An 18,616-nucleotide genomic window follows, 5' to 3' on the forward strand; every position below is an offset into this window, starting at 1 on the left:
CGTCCTAGCTGTTATTCGCCGTCGTTGTTGTTGCTATTGTCCCCGTTGTCACCCGCGGGATCGTTATTGGACGAATCGTCGCCGGAGTCCGAGGACTTGCCAGGTTTTGAATCCTTGCTGCCGAAACTCTCCGCCGGATAGTAGTCGATGACGTCCTTGGTGTAATCCAGCCACAACGGTGCGGCCAGGGTCGAGGAGTCGGGGTTGGCATAGCGTTTGCCGTTGATCAGCTCTCCGGCAATTTCCGCGTTCCCGTCGAAGCGGCCCGTCCAGGCAGCGGTGGCCATCCCGGTGGTGTAACCGACGAACCAGGTGGAGGAGGCACTGTTATTGGTGCCCGTCTTACCGGCGATCGGTTGGCTGATCGTGTCCTTGGCCACGCGGGTGCCGGCGATTCTCTTGAGGGTGCCGTTCAGGTTGGCGATCACCTGCTCGTCGATGACCTGTTCACAGGATTCTCCGGGGACCTTATAGGAATTTCCGGAGGAGTCGGTGACGGCGGTGAGGACCCGGTTCTTGCAGTACTCACCCTTATTGGCGAAGGTCGCAAAGGCGGTGGCTTGGGCCAAGGGGGTGATCGGATCCGAACCGATCACGAACGCCGGGTTGGCTCCGGTCATCGGTTTGCCCGTCGAAGCATTCAAGAGGCCGACCCGCTTGGTGACGTCGGCGATCTTGCACAAATCAAGCTGGGAGGCCTCATTGACCGTTGCGGTGTTGATGGACCAGTAGAGGCCGTAGTCCACGGTCATGCGCTTCTTATAGCCCTTGGAGAAGTTTCCCACCGGGTAGCCCGGAGGGTCCAGGCTCACATAGCCCTTGGGCATGCAGGAGGCCTTCCAATGGAATTCCGGTCCGTAGCTATCGCGGGCAGCATTGACCTGATCCCACATATGCCGACCGTCTTCCAACCAGGCGATGGCCGTGTAGGGCTTCATGGTCGAGCCGCCCTGGAAGCCGTTTGTACCACCCATCGACCGGCCCGCGGCGAGGTTATAGGTCGTATATGCCGAGTTGTCCGGCTCGGAGCCGAACTTCTTGTTCTGCGCCATGGCCAGAACGTTGCCGGTGCCCGGTTCCACGGTGACGATGACCGACCCCATGTTGGAGCTGTCACCGGCAGGAATAACCTTCCGGGTTTCTTTTTCCGCTTCCTTCTGCAGCCGCGGGTCCAAGGTGGTCTTGATGGTGAGACCGCCACGGTAGAGCAACGATTCGCGGTCCTTCTCCGTCTTCCCGAAGGCAGGATCCTTCAGGAACTCGTGCGCGACGTAATCGCAGAAGTTATTCGCCGTCTTGGCGGCGACACAACCGGATTTCACGGCCTTGGGCTTCAGACCCAATTTCGTCTTCAAAGCCTTGTCATATTCGGCCTTGGTGATCGACTTTGTTTTGAGCATGGCCCCGAGCACCGTGTTGCGTCGTTTGAGTGTCAGCTCGGGGTTCTTCAGCGGATCGAAGGTGTTCGGGCGCTGGACCATACCGGCGAGCATGGCGGATTGCTGGATGTTCAAGTCCTTGGCGTGGACCGAGAAATAGCGTTCCGCGGCGGCCTCGACACCGTAGTTGGTCCCGGAGAAGAGGACGAGGTTGAGATAGCCCTGCAGAATCTCCTTCTTGGTGAATTCCTTCTCCACGGAGATGGCCAGCTTGGCCTCACGGAGCTTATCGGCGAGGTCCTTGGTACCCGAAAGGGTCAGTTCTGAACGGTCGACGCCCTTGAGCGAGTCGGCGTTGATGAGCACGTTGTTGACGTACTGCTGCGTCAGCGTCGAGGCACCCTGCTGCGAGGAACTGGTGAAGTTGTGGGCCGCGGCGCGGGCAATACCGCGCAGGTCGACGCCGTTGTGCTTATAAAACCGTTCGTCCTCGATGGAGACAATCGCGTTCTGCATGTCCTTGGAAATGTCATCGAGGTCCACCGGTGTGCGGTTCTCCGCGTAGAACGTGGCGAGGGTCGTCCCGTCCTTGGCCACGACCTTGGAGGGTTGGGAGAGTGGTTCCTGCTTCAGCTCGGCCGGTAGAGCATCGAAGAAGTCCATCCCGATCGCTGCGGTGGAGCCGGCCACTGAGGCTGCAGGCACCAGCATTCCGGCAGCCAGGACCCCGCAGAGTGCGCTGACCCCGAAGAAGGCCACGATCTTGCCGAGGGTGGTTGCAGTGTTGAAGAAGGGGGACTTTCTAGACGCCATGCGGACCAGTTTAGCCGGAGCGGCTAACGTATTCGGTATGACGAAATGGGAGTATGCGACTTTACCGCTGATAATTCACGCCACGAAGCAGATCCTGGACCAATGGGGAGACGACGGTTGGGAGCTTGTTACCGTCATCGCCGGGCCCGATGGGAATGCTCCGGTGGCTTACCTCAAACGCCCGAAGCAGTAGTCCGAAAGGAAACCGGAAATCGTGGAAAACCAGCCTTCATCCGCTGTCGAACAGCGTCTTGCCGAACTCGGGATGACGTTGCCGCAGGTGGCAGCACCCGTTGCTGCCTATGTGCCGGCAGTCATCACCGGCAACCTCGTGCACACCTCGGGACAACTGCCGTTTATTAACGGCGAACTCACAGTAACCGGAAAGGTCGGCGCGCAGGTCGACGCCGACACCGCCAAGGGACAGGCTGCCACGGCAGTTCTCAATGCCATGGCAGTCGTGAAATCGATGATCGGAGACCTCGACCGGGTCACCCGAATTGTGAAGGTCGTCGGATTCGTTTCCTCCGATCCGTCCTTTACCGGACAGCCGGGCGTGGTGAACGGTGCCTCCGAGCTGTTGGGCACCGTGTTTGGCGATGCGGGCATCCATGCCCGTTCGGCCGTCGGCGTGGCGGCACTGCCGCTGGACGCCTGCGTCGAAGTTGAATTGATTGCCGAATTCAGCTGATTCGACACGACCCGTCGTCGGCGGCGTGTCAGGTCGGGGCGGGGGACCGCGTCCAGCGGAATCCGCAACGCCCCGCACCGGCATGCTCCGACGGCTGTTCCCGCTCCCGCCGTCCCAATACGGGGCGGCGGAGAGTTGGATCACCTATGGCAGCCGCACCCCACGTGCGGCCAGGAGGGCATCTTCAGTTGTCTTATTGAGGGACTCGCCCCAGGGTGTGGAGACCTATCTCAGCTACCGCCCCGGGGGTTCCCCGCTGGGCTCGGTGGCCTTTCCCGGCGGGAGCTTCGAAGCCGGAGATGACGAAAACACTGACTGGTTCGGCCCCTCCCTGGGCTGGTGGTCCAGCCAGCTGGGCGTGCTCGATCACCGCATCGCCCGGAGCCACATCATGTGCGCGGTCCGTGAGCTCTTCGAGGAGACCGGGATCCTGCTGGCCGGTTCGGACGCCCTGTCCATCGTGGAGAACTGCAATACCGCCGAATGGATGCAGATCCGCGAGGCCGTCGCCGGGCAGGACATCAGCTTCACCGCGATGCTGGCCAAACGTGGGCTGGGTCTGCGGACCGACCTGCTGCGTCCGCTCTCGCATTGGATCAGCCCCGACTTCGCCCACCGGCGTTTCGATACCCGCTATTTCGCCGCAGCTTTGCCGCCGCAGCAACAGGCCAGCCTCCTCCAAGGCAAAGGGGTTTGGAGCGCCTGGAAGTCGGCTGCCGACGTCTTGAAGGACCGTGCCACCGCCTCATTGGGTGATGAAGTCGACCAGCAGGACACCCGCGGACAGCAACTGAGCGCGATCACCACACCCGCAGTTGAGTTCATCCTGGAGAAGGTTGCCACCACCCGTGGAACGGTCGCCTACCTCTCGCACCGCCGCCGGGTGAAGTCCTACCACCCCAAACTGATCGAGGTAGAAGGTTCCTTCTACCTGGATGTGAGCATCAGCGCCGCCTCCGAAGGCGGGGCCGCGGCCCGCGGACGCTGAGTCTGCTCCGTCGGATAGGCCCGGCAGGACGCTCTCGCCGCACGGCCGCTTAAACCGAGCACCCCCGCCCCGGACACCCCATCGTGGGGCCCCGGTGGCGGGGGTGATTCGTCGGGCCTACGGCTCGCCCGGATGCTTCGACGTTAGCGCGAACGCTGACGCAGACGCTGAATGTCGAGGATCACCACGGCGCGGGCCTCCAGACGGAGCCAGCCGCGCTGGACGAATTCCGCCAAAGCCTTATTCACGGTTTCGCGGGAAGCGCCGACCAGCTGGGCCAATTCTTCCTGGGTGAGCTCGTGGGCGACCAGAACACCGTCGGTGGCCGGGCGGCCGAAACGGTCAGCCAGGTCCAGCAGGGCCTTGGCAACACGGCCGGGAACATCCGAGAACACCAAGTCGGCCAGCGACTCGTTGGTCCGGCGCAGGCGACGAGCCAACGCTTGCAGGAGCTGCACGGAGACCTCAGGGGAGCTCTGTAGAACCTTGCGCAGGTTCTCGTGACGCAGGCCAGCCAGACGGGTTTCCGATACGGCGGTCGCCGTGGCATTGCGCGGGCTCGGATCGAACAGGGCCATTTCGCCGAAGAGCTCTCCCGGACCGAGGACGGCCAGCAGGTTCTCACGACCGTCGGGTGCGGTGCGCCCCAGCTTGATCTTGCCCGAAACGATGAAGTAGAGCTGATCTCCCTGATCTCCCTCGCGGAACACTGATGCCCCGCGCGACAAATCGACCTCGATCAATTCCTCGGTCAGGGCGGCGAATACCTCGTCGCTGAGCGTCGTGAATAGTGGTGCCCGGCGCAGTACCTCGATGTCCATGAATTCTCCTCGCAAATGTGATGGCGCTTGTCTTATTGTGCCGTAGTCAGAACCGATGTGACACCTTCCACAACGATAGTTGCATGATTTCAGCCCTCAGCACCAATGTTTGACCCGGGCGTGCCCGTAGACTGATTGAGCCGTACGGGCACCGGAACCTGCCGGAAACCCGCCGCGGTCTCATGTGACGGGTTGGAGATTTTGGTGATTTTCGGGTTCAGCTGGCTCGACATCTTGCTGTTGCTGTCGTTTGTCGCCTTCCTTGTATCGGGCCTGCGTAAGGGCCTTTTCGTGACCCTCGGCGGCGTGGTTGGGCTCGTTGCCGGCGGCATCGGTGCCTTCTACGCGATCCCGTTCGTCTCCAGCTGGGTGTCCACCGCGGGCTGGCGGGTCTTCTGGGTCATCGCCACCGCCGTCGTTCTGGTGCTTCTGGGCCACTCCATCGGCGTGGCCGTGGGCAACCGGGTCCGGCTGATGCTGAACTTCCCCGTCGTCAAGACCTTCGACCGGCTCCTGGGCGGAATCACCAACGTCGTCGTCGCGGCCCTGGTCATCTCGGCGATCGCGTTCTCGGCAGCGAGCATGGGCCTCCCGTTCCTATCCCAGCAGATCGCCTCCTCACAGGTCATCAGCACCATCCGCAACGTCACCCCCGATCCGGTGTCCTCGGCGATGGCCAAGGCACGCTCCGTGGTGATGGGCCAGTCCATCCCCGATCTGATCGAGCCCTTTGCCCCGGTCCCCGACGGTGCGGCAGCCGATGCTGAACCCGATGCCGCGGCCACGAACGCCGTGGAGGATTCGGTGGCGAAAATCACCGGTACGGCCTTCGCTTGCGGAGTGAACCAGACCGGGAGCGGTTTCGTCATCGCCCCGGACCGGATCCTGACCAACGCCCATGTCGTGGCAGGTATCGCCGAACCGGTCGTGAACACTGCTGATGGTCGGGCGTTGGCCGCCCGGGTCGTCCACTTCGACGCTTCCCAAGACCTTGCCGTGCTGGCCGTGGACTCGCTCGATCTGAAACCGGTGCAGGAAGGCCGTGATCTGTCCACCGGGGATTCGGCCACCTTCATGGGATACCCCGAAGGCGGACCCTTCCAGGCCCAGGGGGCGGTGGTCCAGTCCCTGCGCAGCATTTCGGTCCAGAACATCTACGGGGCGGACGCCTCGAACCTGGAGATCTACCAACTCGGTGCCGACGTCAAACAGGGCAACTCGGGGGGCCCGCTGCTGGATGATTCGGGGAAATTGGTGGGGGTCATCTTCGCCAAGGCCAAGGGCGATACCGATGTGGGCTACGCGCTCTCCCTGCAGGAAGTCGGCCCGGTCCTGAAGCAGGCTTCGCAGTATTCAGAAACCGTGTCCACGGGGGCCTGCTCGGCGCACTGACCTGTTCAGCCGATCCAATCCAAGGTGGCCCCATGCTGTCCCGTATAGGCCAAGGGCACCGAGTCCAGGGCGAGCGTGAACCGGTCACCCTGAAGAGAATTGACGGTCAGCCCGGCCTCATCCAGGAAGAAATTCTCGTTGGAGAGCCACCGGCAGTCCAAGGATCTGATGGTTGCGGCGAAGCGGCTGCGATCGGCGGGGCTCAGATAGGCGAGCACTGCGGAATGGAAGACGACGGCGTGATGGGAGTCGGGCACAGCGGCCACCAGCTCGGCGACCCGGTCGTTGAGGTCCCCGGTCAGCAGCGACGGGCCTTCCGCCCCCAGGGAAGCCAACCGTCCCAGGGCGGCTCGCAGGGTCTGTAGCCGGTCCTCCTGCCCGGGCCAGACCAAACACTCGAGCCAGCGCACCGTATCGGGATCGGTAGCGTCCAACGGGTTCAGATCCACCCCGGTCCGCGAAGCGACCCGGGGCAGCGTTGAGGGCAGTGGCGGATTGCCCGTGGTGGTACAGCGCAGCAGGGGAGACGCAGTACCCAGCCGGGGGCCGCCGTCGTACTCATAGGAGTAGAGGTCAGGGAGTAGGCACAGCCCCGCGGAGGGGCCGACCTCGATCAGCGCCAAGGGGCGTTCGTCGGCTGCGGCGATCAGTCCCAGGGCCGGCAGGAGGGTGGCGCAACGGCGCGGTTCGTTGGTTTGGGTGCGCCGCTCCAACACCACGCGGAAGACCTCCGGCCAGGCATCGTGCAGGAAGTGGGCCAGGGCATCGGCGTCCTGATCCGGGCAGCCCAGGAAACGGCTGGCAGCGAACACCAGATTGGGTTGGCGTTTGGCCGGTGGCAGGGAGGCGATGAGTGAGGCCATGTCCCGGTCGGCGGCGACCCGGGAGGCCCATGCCGTGTAGATCGCAGAATGCCCGTCGAACCAGTGCCGGGCGTACTGGTCGTAGGTGGCTGCCGTCGCCGCCACTTCGTCGGTGGTTTCCTCCATGATCCGTTCCTGCCTCCGTGGTGGGTCCTCTGGCTTAGTGGAGGCCAGCCAGCTGGTCGATGGCATACCCGTAACCGTTGATCCCGGCACCAATGATGATTGCTGCGGCGACGGGGGAGATGAACGAATGATGCCGGAAGGCCTCGCGGGCGTGGACATTGGACAGGTGGACCTCGATGACGGGAAGCCCCACGGCGGAGATGGCGTCGGCGATGGCCACCGAGGTATGGGTGTAGGCCCCGGCGTTCAGGACGATGCCCGACGACGTACCGCGGGCTGCCTGGATCGCGTCCACGAGGGCGCCTTCATGGTTGGACTGCAAAAAATCGGCTTCCCAACCACGTGCCGTGGCCCGGTCACGGCATAACGCCTCGACGTCGGCAAGGGTTGCTGTCCCGTAGATCCCCGGTTCGCGGGTACCGAGCAGATTCAGATTCGGTCCGTTCAGGACCAGGACGCGGCGGGGCTCCGAAGCGGTGTCAGTCATGCCCTCATTAAACCCCCACGCCCCGCCGATACGTGATGTATGACGGGGCGTGGCACGAACGGCATCCACCGTGTGGTGGTTCGTTCCCGGTAGGTCGGCCGGATCAGTGGCGCACCGAATCGGCGATCTGCGCCATGACCGACGCGTCGGCCAGGGTGCTGGAATCGCCGACCTCGCGGCCCTCTGCGACGTCCTTGAGCAGGCGGCGCATGATCTTGCCCGAACGGGTCTTGGGCAGCTCGGGGACCACGAAAATATCGCGGGGTTTGGCGATGGGGCCGATCTGCTTGCCCACGTGGCTGCGCAGCAGCTGCACCACGTCCTCCCCGTTCTTCGGTTCGCGCTGGAGGATCACGAAGGCGTACACGGCCTCCCCGGTGGTTTCGTCCTTCGCACCCACGACGGCAGCCTCGGCCACGAGTTCGCTGGCCACCAGCGAGGATTCGATTTCGGTGGTGGAGAGCCGGTGGCCCGAAACGTTCATGACGTCGTCGACGCGGCCCAGCAGCCAGAGGTCGCCGTCCTCATCGCGTTTGGCCCCGTCGCCCGCAAAATACATCTTGTCGAAGCGTGACCAGTAGGTGTCCTTATAACGCTGCATATCGCCCCAGATCCCGCGCAGCATGGCAGGCCACGGATCGCGGATGACCAGGTAGCCGCCCTCACCGTTGGCCACCGCCTCGCCATTCTCGTCCACGACGTCGATGTTGATGCCCGGGACCGGGACCTGCGCCGAACCCGGTTTGGCCGCGGTGACCCCCGGAAGCGGGGCAATCATATGGGCGCCGGTTTCCGTCTGCCACCACGTATCGACGATCGGCGTCGGATGCTCCTTGCGCTCCCCGTTGGCCCCGGCATTGGAACCGATGACGTCCCGGTACCACATCCAGGCTTCGGGGTTGATCGGTTCGCCCACCGAACCCAACACGCGCAGCGAGGACAGGTCGTAGCCATCAGGGATCTCGCGGCCCCACTTCATCATGGTGCGGATGGCTGTAGGGGCGGTGTACAGGATGGAGACCCCGTACTTCTGGACGATCTCCCACCACCGGCCCTGGTGCGGGCTGTCGGGGGTGCCTTCGTAGATGATCTGGGTGGCGCCATTGAGCAGTGGGCCGTAGGTGACGTAGCTGTGCCCGGTCACCCAACCGATATCGGCGGTGCACCAGAAAACGTCGGATTCGGGGTGTAGGTCGAAGGTATCGCGGTGCGTGACCGCGTTCTGCACCAGGTAGCCGCCGGTGGTGTGGATGATGCCCTTGGGCTTACCGGTGGTGCCCGAGGTGTAGAGCACGAAGAGCGGGTGCTCGGAGTCGTGGCCTGCGGCGACGTGCTCGGTGTCGGCGGTGGCAACAACGTCGTCCCACCACAGGTCCAGACCCTCGGTCCAGGCGACGTCTTCGCCGTTGCGCTTGACCACCAGCACGTTCTGCACCGAACCGGCACAACCAGCTACTGCTTCGTCGACGGCAGGCTTCAGCGCGCTGGGCTTGCCCCGACGCCAGGTCCCGTCGGCGGTGACGACCAGCTTCGCTTCGGCGTCGTCGATGCGGCTGCGCAGGGCGTCGGCGGAGTAGCCACCGAAGACCACCGAATGGATCGCACCGATCCGGGCGCAGGCCAGCATGGTGATGACGGCCTCGGGGATCATCGGGAGGTAGACGGCAACCCGGTCGCCCTTGCCGACACCCAAGGAACCAAAGGCGTTGGCGGCACGTTTCACTTCCTCGGTGAGTTCGGCGTAGGTGTAGCTGCGGGTATCGCCGGGCTCACCTTCGAAATAGATGGCGACCCGGTCGCCGTTTCCGGCCTCGACGTGCCGGTCCAGGGCGTTATAGGCGGCATTGACCTTGCCTCCGACGAACCACTTCGCCACCGGGGCCTCGGACCAGTCGAGGGTTTCGGTGAAGTCCGTCTCCCAGGTCAACGCCTCCCGGGCGCGATCGGCCCAATATCCCAGCCGGTCGTCGGCTGCCCGCTGGTACAACTCCTCGCGGGCCACGGCCTGGGCCGCGAATTCGGCGCTCGGCGCGAAGCTGCGGTCCTCATGGGAGAGGTTATCGAGGGTGGAGTGCTTGTCCGACACGGTGCGGATCCTTTCGGCGCGGAATTAAGTGCTGTGAGTCAGGTTACAACCGATCGTCTCTGGTGGTGGCCTCGATCACGCAGTGAGACGCTCACCGTGCGGATTCTGCGGTGAACGGTACCCTCGGGGCCCCCTGGAGAGTGAAATGGCCTCGGAATCCGTGCGGCATTGGTCGTACCGCGCCGATAGGCTGGGGACCGAAGCCGATTGCAGACCGTCACGAAGTGGGCGGCGAAAGGAGTCATGATGGCTAGTTCCTCCGCCGATTCGTCGGGGACCGCCCCGGCACTGGCCGGCCCCTTCACCCTGCGCGAAGTCGCGGTGATGGCTGGCGCCCTGCTGCTGCTCGTTGGATCCGTGTTGCCGTTCCAGGTCGCCGGAGGCTCCTATGCCAACGTGTGGAACCACCAGACGAGCGCCTTCAACCAATTCATCTCGCTGGCCCTGCCGCTGATCATTGGCGGGGCCTTCGCCTGGCGCCGACTCGCCGGCAGGACCCGGGTGACCGCCGGTTCCCTCACCTTGGACCAGCTCGGTTCGGTGGTCTCCCTGTTGGGCATCCTGTACTTCTTCATCTACTCGGTGATGTCGATGAACCCCGCCTTCCTGTTGGGACTGGTCGGCGCCCTGGTGATGACCGCAGGCACTACGGCGGCCCCTTATATCCCGGGGTTCGTGCTGGATTTCGCGCCCGGCGAGGCGGCCCTGCTGACCCGGCCGATCCGCCCCAGCGCACCGCGTGCCCAGGCCCGGCCCGCTGCCTCGAACACCTCTGCCGTCCCACCGGAACCGGCCACCGGAGCCGCAGCCGCCACCGGGACGACCGTCCCCGCCGGAGCCCAAACGCCCGGCCAGACTCCCGAAGAGAAACACCAGGCCGCGGTGGCGACCGGGCTGGCCGCCGGCCACAGCACGACGCCCGAACCCGTTCCGGGAGCCTGGCCGGTGTCCGCTGACGCCGATGAAGCGGCAGAACCTGGCGAGATCGCCGACACCACGAACGGCCCGACCGGTCAACCAGCGGAACCGGAGGCCACCACACCTGAGCCGGCGGGGCCCCCCACCGATGCGGGAACCCTGCCGGTCGTTGCCGATTCCCCGTCCCCGAGCGCCGGCCCAGAACTTCTCGGTACACCGGCAGCCCAGGAGCCAGCGGCCGAAACACCGGCAGCGAAGCCAGACACCGCCGAGGACGTCCCGGGGCCCGAAGCATCACCAGCTTCCGCAGCTCAGGCACCGGCACCGGCACCGGCACCGGCACCGGCACCGGAAACGACGGTGCATTCGGTGGCCGCCAGCAGCGATACAGCTTCCCAACAGGAAGCCGAACAGTCCTTCACCGCCACCAGTGGTGGGAACGCCTCGACGTCAACGGCCTTCTGGTTCGCGGTGCCCGATAGCCGCACAGCGGTTAACGAGGCCACGGGCCGCAACTCCTTCGTCCTGGAGCCCGGGGAGTGGATCTTGGCCTTGGAGGATCGCGGATACGAGTTCCTCGTCCAGACCTCCGACGGCGCGGTGGGGGTACTGCGCGATCTGAGCCGGATCGAACGCGCCTGACGATGCCGGTGGAACAACCCCGCAAGGCGACGCCGCGTGATCGTGAAACAACGATTGGCCTCAAACGCCGGGCCCGGAAGATCAATAGGGTTCTGGCCGAAACCTACCCCTATGCGGTCCCCGAACTGGACTTCGAGAACGCTTTCGAACTCATCATCGCCACCGTCCTGTCGGCCCAAACCACCGATGTGCGGGTGAACGCCGCGACCCCGGCACTCTTCGCCGCCTACCCGGATCCGATCGCCCTTTCGGAAGCGGAACTGGAGGACGTCCAGGAGTTGGTCCGTACCACCGGCTTCTACCGGACCAAGGCCAGCAATATCATCGCCCTCGCGCGTGCTGTGGTCGACGAGTACGACGGCGTGGTCCCCTCTCGGGTCGAGGACCTGGTCACCCTGCCCGGAGTCGGGCGCAAGACGGCCAACGTGGTGCTCGGCAATGCGTTCGGCATCCCGGGGATCACCGTGGATACCCATTTCCTGCGGTTGGCCCGCCGGCTGGGGTGGACGCTGGAAACCGACCCGGTCAAGGTGGAGCACGCCGTCGGTGAACTCTTCGAAAAACGTGATTGGACGATGCTCTCGCATCGGATCGTCTTCCATGGTCGGCGGATCTGCCACGCCAGGAAACCGGCCTGCGGGGTCTGTCCGATCGCCACGTTGTGCCCGTCCTACGGGGAAGGGGAGGTTGACCCGGAAAAGGCGGCGAAACTGCTGAAGTACGAGCTCGCCCCGGGCCGCGAAGACCTGCTGGAGCTGATGCGTTCCGGAAAATCGCGGCGAGAACTGCGGGCGCTGGGCTTCGGGTTGGGAACATGAGTGGACCGGAGCTCGAAGGCGACGTGGCCGCCTGGCGCCCCATGACCTCGGGCCCGGCCCGCGAGGACCTCCTGGCCATGATCGAACGTCACCGACCGCTGGTCGAGGCCGGTGACCTGGGGGCCAGCAAAATGCCCTCATCCTGGATGTTTGAGGGGCTGGACCATTCGCTGGCCCGCCGTGCCGCGGTGCTCATCCTGTTCGGGCGTCTGGACGATATCGATGCGATGGCAGCACCGCTCACAGCTCCGGCGGATCTTGATGTGCTGTTCGTTGAGCGGGCAGCAAACCTGCGCGATCATCCCGGGCAGGTGGCTTTCCCCGGTGGGGCCATCGATGACACCGACTCTTCCAGCCGGGCGGCGGCCCTCCGTGAAGCCCAAGAAGAGACCGGACTGGACCCCGCCGGCGTGGAGATTCTCGGCCAATTGCCGCAGGCCGAACTTCCGGTCACCAACTTCGTCGTGACCCCCGTGCTGGGTTGGTGGAAGCTGCCCTGCGAGGTCTTCGCCGTCGATCAACGGGAATCGGCCTCCGTATTCCGTGCCCCGGTGGCTGACCTGGTGGACCCGCGGAACCGGCTGAGTGTTGAAGTCAGCCGGGGAGGCCAGAAACACAGGTCTCCGGCATTCGATCTCCACGGCAGGTTGATTTGGGGGTTCACGGGGATCGTCTTATCGAGGCTGCTCGACGATCTGGGCTGGGCCCTTCCTTGGGACCCCTCGAGGATCAGGCCCCACCCGTTCTCCTGAACCTGACGACTATGTGGCGTCGGCGTAGGATTCCACGACGGTGACCCCGACGGGGAACTGCACCGGGACGCTGCCGAAGAGCAGTGTTGCCGCCCGCTCCGCGGCTTCCTGGACCATCGCTGACACCCGTTCGGCGGCCTCCCGGGGAACATGGAGCATCACCTCGTCGTGGAGGAAGAAGACCAGTTCGCCGTCGTCACGGCCGGCGGACCGGGCGGCCCGCAGTTGCAGCCTGATCTCTGCCAGCCAACACAGCGCCCACTCCGCAGCGGTTCCCTGGACCACGAAGTTCCGGGTGAACCGTCCCCGGGTACGGGCGGCAGCATCGGCCCGACGCTGCTCTTCCGCCGAGGCGGCTCGTTGACCGTCCACCCAGTCCTGTGTTGCCGCGGGGGAGCCACGCCCCAAGAAGGTCTGCACCGCCCCTCCGGCTTCCCCGGTCCGGGCGGCCCGTTCCAGCACCGCGATCGCCTGCGGGAACGTCCGGGTCAGCTGGGGCATGAGTCTCCCGGCTTCACCGGTGGTGGAACCGTACATGGCCCCGAGCATCGCGATCTTGGCGTGGGCGCGGTCTCCGCCGAAACCTTTGTCGGCGATGCCCCGGTAGAGGTCCTGCCCCCGGGCGGCCTCGGCCAGAGGGGTGTCGCGGCCCAGCACGGCCAAAATACGAGGTTCAAGCTGGGCGGCATCGGCGACGACCAGCAGGTGCCCGGCGTCGGCCCGTGCGGCGTCGCGGATGGTATGCGGGATCTGCAATGCCCCACCGCCGCGGGAGGCCCACCTGCCGGTAACCACCCCACCGACCACATATTCGGGTCTGAACCGCCCGTCATGGATCCATTCGTCCAGCCAGACCCATCCGTTGGCAGAGTGTAGGCGGGAGAGCTTCTTATAGCGTTGCAGGACGTCCAAGGCCGGGTGCGAAAATTCGCGTAACTCCCACTGCCCGGTGCTTTTGGCGTCGATGCCCACGCGGTGCAGGGCCTTGAGGAGCTCCTGCGGGGAATCCGGGTTCAGTTGCGGGGCGCCCAAGGCGGTACGTAGCTCGGAGGCGACCTCTTCCATCCGGGCCGGGCGGACTCCCGAGGCCGGGCGTGGACCCAGCTGGTCCACCAGCAACTGTTCGTGAACGCCGCGGTTCCACGGGATGCCCTGATGCTGCATTTCGGCGGCGACCAGGGCGCCCGCGGATTCCGCGGCCAACAGCAATTGCAGCCGACGCCCCGCGGGCCCTGCGGGGATGGTGCGCTGCTGTTCACGAAACTCCGTGATGACGGCCTCAAGAGACGTCTGATCGTCTTTGGGCTCAGCAAAGAGCGCCCCCTGGTTTTCTGGTACCCGGGCCGGGGGCAGGGACCAAGCCGGCTCGCCGCCGTCGTCCCGGCCGGCCCCCGCCACCCGCAGCGACGCAAGATAGTCGGTGTTGGTGGCGGCTGGGGCATGGCGCAGGATGGTCCGGTTCAGGCTGAGATCGCTGACCCGTTCCACGGTGCAACCGGCGGCCAGCAGACCCGGATACCAGTCGCCGGTCCGCCCCCAAACCCAGCGCAGCCGGCGTGGCGCCATATCCCGGACCAGCCCCGCCAACTGGTCGTGGAACAGGACGACGGGAGGGGCCTCGGCGATCCCTGAGTCATCCAATAACTGCACGACGGCGGTGGCAGCCCCCTGATCGGGAGCCGCCTGGACGGTGGAATGAGTGGCAAGAATTGCGTAACCGGGCACCTTCCTATTCTGACAGGGACTTCCGACCCGACGCGCCCTGCACAACTGGTCCCGGGAAGGGGCCGCCGCCGGTGAGTCCACAACGCCCCGGACACGGGCCCGACCAGAACGGGTGCTGGGGCACGGTAGGCCCATGGATCAGTCGCCAGCATTCACCCCCTCGGCACCACCATCAGGCACAACTGCCGAGCAGAGGGGTGACCCCTTCAACCCCCCGGAGGCGACCGGATGGGAACAGACGGAAAACGGCGGACCGGCAGGCACCGGTTGCCTCCTGGTCACCCGTGATGAACGACTGGCCGATCACGTCGCCCTCATTGCTGCCGCCTGCGGTGTTGTGCTGCAGCTCCAACGGACGCTTCCCGATACCGTTCCAGAGGGCTGTTCCATGATTTTGCTGGGCCACGACGCCGCGTTGGAGTCCGTCGCCGGCAGGTTAGGGGCTCCGGTGGTGCTGGTCGGGTTCGGCCCCGACGGTGAGGACCTTTGGCGGGCGGCGGCCAGGGATCCCGGATCGCGGGTGGCGGTGCTGCCCGAAGCAGCTGCCTGGCTGGGGGAATACCTCGGGGAACGGGCCCTGCATTCCGGGCGGGGACGGGTGACGGTCTTTTCCGGGGCGACCGGCGGTGCCGGAACCACCACCTTGGCGGTGCTCTCGGCGGTGGGGGCCGGCCGCCGGGGTGTCCGGAGCCTGCTGGTCGATGCGGACCCGCAGAGCCGGGGGCTGTGGCCGCTCTTGGGACGGCCGACGGTTTCCGGGGTGGGATGGGAGGACTTCATGCGCTCCCGGGGGCGCATCGCTCCCGGGCATCTTGCCGACGTCTTGCCGGCAGCCGACGGCACAGCGGTGCTGACCTGGTCCGGCAGCACCCCCGAAACACTCCCGCCCGCGATGGTGAATGAGGTCATCGCCGCTTCACGCAGGACCTTCGACACGGTGGTTGTCGATGCCGGTAGAGCCGTCGGGGTGGACCAGACACTGGCCTCCCTGGCGGACTCGGTGATTATCGTGGCGCCGGGAACCATGACTGGTGTCGGTCCTGCCCGTCCCGGTGGTGGGCAGGCCCACCGGGGCCCCCGGCGCCTGGTAGTCACGGGACGGTTGCCCACCGGCATCGATCCCAGCCGGTTGGCCTCCGCTGTGGACCTGGAACTGCTGGGGTATGTTCCTGCCACTGCTGCCTTCGCTACAGCGGCCGGGGAAGGACGACTGGGTGGGGTGTTCACCCGCCGTCGTCTGCGCCGCAGGCTCAGAACAATTGTGGGGTGGACGTTGCCGCCCGATGACGACCCGGCCAGCCTGGGGCAGGGGACCTCATGAGCAGCAATGGGCCATCAAACGCTCGTACTGAGGAACAGCCCAGCGGGCGCCGCCGCTGGGATCCACAGGAATCCGCACACCCCGCTGGGCCAGGCCTCGACGAACGCCTGTTGGAGGAGGTGCGGCAACGGGCGTTGAGCGGGGCGGGACCGCTGACCGGGGCAGATTTGGCCGGTGCCGTGCGGTCCTCCGGGCTGGTGGTCGGCAGCGGTAGCGCAGCCCAGGTCATTCGTCTGCTCCAGGAGGACCTGCAGGGCCTGGGCCCGCTACAAGCCATCGCGGATGAACCGGGAACCACCGACGTTCTCGTTGACGCAGCCGGACTGGTCTGGCGGGACAGCGACGTGGGACTGCGCCGCACCACATTGCAGTTCACCGAACCCGAACGGATCAGGGCACTGGCCGTGAGATTGGCGGCCTCTGGCGGACGCAGGCTCGATGGGGCCCAACCCTTCGCCGATGTCGTCGTGGGACGCTACCGCATCCATGCCGTCCTCCCGCCCATCTCTGCCGGTGGACCGTTGATCTCGGTGCGGGTCAGAGCCGGTAAATCCGTGGGGCTGGAAGCCATCCTGCCCGGCGGCATCTCCAACCCCTGGCACCCGGTTCTCACGGCAGTGATCGGTGCGCGGCTGAACTTCCTGGTCAGCGGGGGAACCGGTAGCGGAAAAACCACACTGCTCGGAGCGATGCTGGGCGAATGTGAGCCCACCGAAAGAATCCTGATCGTCGAGGACGCGAGAGAACTTGAACCGGACCATCCCCATGTGGTCAGCCTGCAATGCCGGACCGGAAACATCGAGGGGGCCGGCGCGGTGGGAATGACGGAACTGGTCCGGCAAGCCCTGCGCATGCGCCCCGACCGGTTGGTCGTCGGGGAATGCCGCGGCGCCGAGGTCAGCGACTTTCTCACCGCCATGAACACCGGACACGACGGAGCCGGCGGCACGGTGCACGCCAGTTCCGCCGCCGCGGTCCCCGCCCGGCTGGCGGCCTTGGCTGCCCTGTCGGGAATGACCGGCGACGCGCTCACCGTCCAGACGGCCAGCGCCCTGGACCTGATCATTCACATGAGCCGAACGGCAGGACAGCGCAGCCCGCTCGAACTGGGGCGTTTGGTACGGGATGGGCGTGGGTTTCTCACGGTCTCCCCGGTCTTGCAAATGGGTACGGACCAAACACTGCGGCCGGGGCCTTCGGCCGAATGGTTGGCCGGGCTGCTCGCCGAAAGGTCCCTTCCATGTCCCTGGTGATCATCACGGGCACCGTCCTGGCCGGGCTGACCTGTTGGTTTCTGCCGGCCTTCACCAAGCTTCCCCGAGTCCAGGGGCCTACTGCGAACCCAATAGGGGCAGGTTCCGGCTTTCCGGGGGACGCCGCGCCCGAAGCCGCCCGTCGCCGCGGCGCAGGCCAGCGATGGTTCCGTCCCCGTGGCCCGGCTGCCGGGATGGGCGTGGACGACCACGTCGAATTGATGCGCCAACTGGCTGCCTTGCTGCGTTCGGGCCGGCATCCCGGTGAAGTCTGGATGCTCTTGGAAACCACCTGGGGTATGAGAATTCCGCAGGCCGAAGGTCAACGGAAAACCGCACGGGGTCCACGGCGTGGCTGGCGGAATCAACGGGCCGCCACCACTACTGCCGCCCGGGATATTGTGGCGGCTTGTCGTGCTGCTCGGATCTCCCACGAAACCGGTTCGGGCCCATCGTCAGGTATCGAACGCCATCAGCGCGAACAACCAGAATTTAGCCACGCCTGGCAGCGACTTCTGTGGTGCATCCGTCTCTCGGAGTCCACCGGTGCTCCCTTAGGAGAGCTACTCCAACGACTCGCCGACCAGCTCGAAGCCGAACAAGATCGACGTCGCGCCCTCGAAGCCGCCTTGGCCGGACCCCGGATGACACAGAAGTTACTGGCCTGGCTACCGGCCCTGGGATTGGGGTTGGCCCAGCTCATGGGTGCCGACCCGCTCGGGGTGCTCACCGGAACCGCTCTGGGAAGGATGTGTCTGATGGCCGGTGGCGCACTGTGGGGGGCCAACGCGCTGTGGAGCCGACATCTTCTGGCTGCGGCTCGACCGCCGACGACTCGGCGGCGTCTCCGGGGGAGTGGGCGGCGTCGATGACGGTCCTGGTCGCCGCGCTCCTCGCCGGGGTGACGGCATTTTGTTCCCTGGCCGTCCATCACCGCCCCTCTTCGCGGCGAGACACCGGTGCGGGGACAGGATCAGGCCCCCTTCGGCCGGCCACCGAACCAGCTCACCAGCGGCCGACGACGGCCGATGTTCCGCTTTTACTGGAACTGGCTGCCACTTTGCTTGACTCGGGGCTCCCTGTTGATGGTGTCCTGGCCACTCTGGGACGCGAGGTGGCCCCCTGCCGGGGATTGCAGCCGGTGGTCCGGTGCCTGGATTTGGGTGTCAGCTGGCAGCGGGCCTGGCAGACTGCCCCCGTCGAATTGCGAGGCATCGGTGAGGCACTGGCCTTTGCCCACCTCACCGGGGCCGCCACGGCGGGCCTACTCCGCTCTGCAGCGGACCAGGCACTCAGGGCTGAGGCCAGAAGAACCGAGAAGGAGGCCGCGGAACTGGGTGTGAAGATGGTTATTCCGCTGGGCGTCTGCGCTCTGCCGGCTTTTATTTGCCTGGGCATTGTCCCCATGGTGATGGCACTGCTGCCCGCGCTCGGCTAACCGTGCCTGCGGCACTGCGGGCTCCTGCCGGCCCACGAACCCCTCACAGGATGGGGTGGTGGCTGCGTTGTCCAGAGGGTGTTCTCCCGACCCCGTTCCGGCC

At 65.7% G+C, this 18,616-nt stretch carries 17 protein-coding genes; 11 read left to right on the top strand and 6 right to left on the bottom strand.

Annotated elements, in window-relative coordinates:
• Positions 1 to 11 precede the first annotated feature (11 nt).
• On the bottom strand, positions 12 to 2,192 hold the full coding sequence (locus FM101_RS07560; RefSeq protein WP_179204268.1) for a transglycosylase domain-containing protein: 2,181 nt from the start codon (positions 2,190 to 2,192) through the stop codon (positions 12 to 14).
• 37 nt (positions 2,193 to 2,229) lie between these two features.
• Here FM101_RS07560 and FM101_RS15730 point away from each other — a divergent pair, with 37 nt between their 5' ends.
• From FM101_RS15730 to FM101_RS07575, 3 genes are all read left to right on the top strand, one after another.
• Positions 2,230 to 2,385 (top strand): hypothetical protein, encoded by a 156-nt coding sequence (locus FM101_RS15730; protein ID WP_086998016.1) that lies wholly within the window; start codon positions 2,230 to 2,232, stop codon positions 2,383 to 2,385.
• A 72-nt stretch (positions 2,386 to 2,457) separates the two neighbouring features.
• Positions 2,458 to 2,883, top strand: a complete 426-nt coding sequence (locus FM101_RS07570) for a RidA family protein (RefSeq protein ID WP_241895346.1) — start codon at positions 2,458 to 2,460, stop codon at positions 2,881 to 2,883.
• Positions 2,884 to 2,965: 82 nt separating this feature from the next.
• Positions 2,966 to 3,871, top strand: coding sequence for an NUDIX hydrolase (locus tag FM101_RS07575; protein WP_086997791.1), 906 nt, complete (start codon positions 2,966 to 2,968; stop codon positions 3,869 to 3,871).
• Positions 3,872 to 4,014: 143 nt separating this feature from the next.
• Here the strand turns inward: FM101_RS07575 and FM101_RS07580 are convergent, their stop codons facing one another.
• The gene (locus FM101_RS07580; RefSeq protein ID WP_086997794.1) at positions 4,015 to 4,692 is read right to left on the bottom strand and encodes a Crp/Fnr family transcriptional regulator; all 678 of its coding nucleotides are present in this window, start codon (positions 4,690 to 4,692) and stop codon (positions 4,015 to 4,017) included.
• Between the two features lie 204 nt (positions 4,693 to 4,896).
• Between FM101_RS07580 and FM101_RS07585 the strand changes: the two genes are divergently transcribed.
• Positions 4,897 to 6,084 carry a MarP family serine protease gene (locus tag FM101_RS07585; protein ID WP_241895329.1) on the top strand — a complete coding sequence of 396 codons (1,188 nt, stop codon included), beginning with the start codon at positions 4,897 to 4,899 and terminating at the stop codon, positions 6,082 to 6,084.
• 5 nt (positions 6,085 to 6,089) lie between these two features.
• On the opposite strand, the gene FM101_RS07590 is transcribed toward FM101_RS07585, so the two are convergent.
• The 3 genes from FM101_RS07590 to acs form a co-directional block, all read right to left on the bottom strand.
• Positions 6,090 to 7,073, bottom strand: a complete 984-nt coding sequence (locus tag FM101_RS07590) for a DUF2332 domain-containing protein (RefSeq protein WP_086997798.1) — start codon at positions 7,071 to 7,073, stop codon at positions 6,090 to 6,092.
• Positions 7,074 to 7,107: 34 nt separating this feature from the next.
• The gene (gene aroQ, locus FM101_RS07595; RefSeq protein WP_086997801.1) at positions 7,108 to 7,560 is read right to left on the bottom strand and encodes a type II 3-dehydroquinate dehydratase; all 453 of its coding nucleotides are present in this window, start codon (positions 7,558 to 7,560) and stop codon (positions 7,108 to 7,110) included.
• A 103-nt stretch (positions 7,561 to 7,663) separates the two neighbouring features.
• On the bottom strand, positions 7,664 to 9,646 hold the full coding sequence (acs, locus tag FM101_RS07600) for an acetate--CoA ligase (RefSeq protein WP_086997803.1): 1,983 nt from the start codon (positions 9,644 to 9,646) through the stop codon (positions 7,664 to 7,666).
• Positions 9,647 to 9,889: 243 nt separating this feature from the next.
• Between acs and FM101_RS07605 the strand changes: the two genes are divergently transcribed.
• The 3 genes from FM101_RS07605 to FM101_RS07615 are packed head-to-tail and all read left to right on the top strand — an operon-like array spanning position 9,890 to position 12,776.
• Entirely contained in the window at positions 9,890 to 11,206 is a 1,317-nt protein-coding gene (locus FM101_RS07605) for a hypothetical protein (RefSeq protein ID WP_086997806.1), read from the top strand.
• Positions 11,207 to 11,208: 2 nt separating this feature from the next.
• A complete protein-coding gene (gene nth, locus FM101_RS07610) occupies positions 11,209 to 12,024 on the top strand; it encodes an endonuclease III (protein ID WP_086997809.1) in 816 nt (271 codons plus the stop codon).
• On the top strand, positions 12,021 to 12,776 hold the full coding sequence (locus FM101_RS07615; RefSeq protein WP_241895328.1) for an NUDIX hydrolase: 756 nt from the start codon (positions 12,021 to 12,023) through the stop codon (positions 12,774 to 12,776). Before nth ends, FM101_RS07615 begins: the two co-directional genes overlap by 4 nt.
• Before the next feature lie 9 nt (positions 12,777 to 12,785).
• On the opposite strand, the gene FM101_RS07620 is transcribed toward FM101_RS07615, so the two are convergent.
• Positions 12,786 to 14,501 carry a bifunctional 3'-5' exonuclease/DNA polymerase gene (locus FM101_RS07620; RefSeq protein ID WP_241895327.1) on the bottom strand — a complete coding sequence of 572 codons (1,716 nt, stop codon included), beginning with the start codon at positions 14,499 to 14,501 and terminating at the stop codon, positions 12,786 to 12,788.
• A 133-nt stretch (positions 14,502 to 14,634) separates the two neighbouring features.
• Here FM101_RS07620 and ssd point away from each other — a divergent pair, with 133 nt between their 5' ends.
• Genes ssd through FM101_RS07640 form a run of 4 tightly spaced genes read left to right on the top strand, consistent with a single transcriptional unit; the run spans position 14,635 to position 18,513 of the window.
• Positions 14,635 to 15,822: a septum site-determining protein Ssd gene (gene ssd / locus FM101_RS07625; RefSeq protein WP_086997816.1), complete on the top strand. Its 1,188-nt coding sequence runs from the start codon at positions 14,635 to 14,637 to the stop codon at positions 15,820 to 15,822.
• Positions 15,819 to 17,075 (top strand): TadA family conjugal transfer-associated ATPase, encoded by a 1,257-nt coding sequence (locus FM101_RS07630; protein WP_086997819.1) that lies wholly within the window; start codon positions 15,819 to 15,821, stop codon positions 17,073 to 17,075. Before ssd ends, FM101_RS07630 begins: the two co-directional genes overlap by 4 nt.
• Entirely contained in the window at positions 17,063 to 17,947 is an 885-nt protein-coding gene (locus FM101_RS07635; protein WP_086997822.1) for a type II secretion system F family protein, read from the top strand. Before FM101_RS07630 ends, FM101_RS07635 begins: the two co-directional genes overlap by 13 nt.
• Positions 17,944 to 18,513 carry a type II secretion system F family protein gene (locus FM101_RS07640; RefSeq protein ID WP_086997824.1) on the top strand — a complete coding sequence of 190 codons (570 nt, stop codon included), beginning with the start codon at positions 17,944 to 17,946 and terminating at the stop codon, positions 18,511 to 18,513. The genes FM101_RS07635 and FM101_RS07640 overlap by 4 nt, the downstream gene beginning before the upstream one ends.
• Positions 18,514 to 18,616: the final 103 nt, after the last annotated feature.

Origin of the sequence: Arthrobacter rhombi (assembly GCF_900163545.1) — a bacterium.
Taxonomy (GTDB): Bacteria; Actinomycetota; Actinomycetes; order Actinomycetales; family Micrococcaceae; genus Arthrobacter_H; species Arthrobacter_H rhombi_A.